2 protein-coding genes are annotated in these 1482 nt (G+C 65.0%); one reads left to right on the top strand and one right to left on the bottom strand.

Annotation, left to right across the window (positions count from 1 at the left end):
• Nucleotides 1-302, bottom strand: a 302-nt coding sequence (locus MOV75_RS37820) for an acyl-CoA dehydrogenase family protein (protein WP_247007959.1), incomplete at its 3' end; no start/stop codon positions are given.
• Between the two features lie 235 nt (nucleotides 303-537).
• Here MOV75_RS37820 and MOV75_RS37825 point away from each other — a divergent pair.
• The coding region (locus MOV75_RS37825) for an AMP-binding protein (protein WP_246932601.1) at nucleotides 538-1482 on the top strand (945 nt) is incomplete at its 3' end.

Here is a 1482-nt window from a genome sequence, read left to right on the forward strand (position 1 = left end):
CGCGCGATCGGCGGCGAGCCGATGGTGTGGCTCATCAGGCTGGCGCTGACGCCACCCGCGCCCGCCCGCGCCAGTTCCTGACTGGCGACGATCTTCATGAACTGGTCAGCGGCGATACCGCCATATTCCTCGGGGAATCCGAGCCCCAACAGGCCGATCTCGGCCGCCTTGCGATAGAGCGCGCGCGGGAATTCGCCGGCCTCGTCCCACTCATGGGCAAACGGGGTGATCTCCTTCTCGACGAAGCGGCGCATCACGTCGCGGAAGGCGTCGTGCTCGGCGGTATAGAACGGGCTCTTCATCGCAGTCTCGCCTCGCGGCCGGATTCGTCTCAGCCACCATGGCCGGAACATTGCTGGTTCACTTGCGCGGAGTGGCTGACTGGCGCGGACGCTTCGCGCAAGGCAGTCACCTAGCAACTCAACGCAAGACGATTTTCCCCGCTCGCAGGCCAACTCTGGCGCAAAAAAACGTTGCTGCACAGACTCCGGCTGGCCTCAGGGCCACGCCGGGCATGGTGCGCCGAGGGAGGAATCTTTGGCCGTTCGTTACTACGACTGGATCGTTCATCATGGCCGCCGCACGCCCGATAAGGTCGCGGTGATCGACCTCGCGAGCGAACGCCGCTTTACCTACGCGCAGCTTGATGCCCGCGTCTCGCGCCTCGCCTCATTCCTGCGTCACACGTTCAAAGTCTCGCGCGGCGACCGCGTCGCGGTGCTGGCGCTGAATACGACCGATACGCTGGAGGTTCAGTTCGCCTGCGGCCGCCTTGGCGCGATCTTCGTGCCACTGAACACCCGCCTTACCGTTCCCGAGTTGCAGTTCATCACCGCTGACTGCGCACCGAAAGTGATGATCCACGACACTGATCTGGCCGAGACCGCCTTGAACGTCGCAAAGCTCTGCGGCGTCGCGACGAGCCTTCTGCTCGGTCCTGGCGGGTCCTATGAGACCGGCATAGCCGTCGCAAAGCCACTCGACCGCGCCGAGGAAGTTACGCTCGATGACTTCTCGACCATCATGTACACGTCGGGCACGACGGGACATCCCAAGGGCGCGACCATCACCCATGGCATGACCTTCTGGAATTGCGTCAATCTCGGCGGCCCGGCCTGCATCGGGCCATCCTCGGTGCTGCTCACCGTGCTGCCGCTGTTCCACACCGGCGGGCTCAACTGCTACACCAATCCCGTGCTGCACGCCGGCGGCACCGTAATGATCATGCGCGCCTTCGATCCCGGCACCGCGCTCGGCCTGATCAACGATCCCGGGCAGGGCATCAACGTGTTCTTCGGCGTGCCCGCGATCTACCAGTTCATGGCGCAGCATCCGGCTTTCGCATCGACTGACCTTAGCCGCCTCATCGTCGGCGGCGTCGGGGGCGCGCCAATGCCGGTGCCGCTGCTCAAGGTGTGGGAGGCGCGCGGCGTTGCGCTTCAGCAGGGCTACGGCATGACCGAGACCTCGCCGGCCGTGCTC

The organism is Bradyrhizobium sp. PRIMUS42 (assembly GCF_023006515.1).
GTDB lineage: Bacteria > Pseudomonadota > Alphaproteobacteria > Rhizobiales > Xanthobacteraceae > Bradyrhizobium.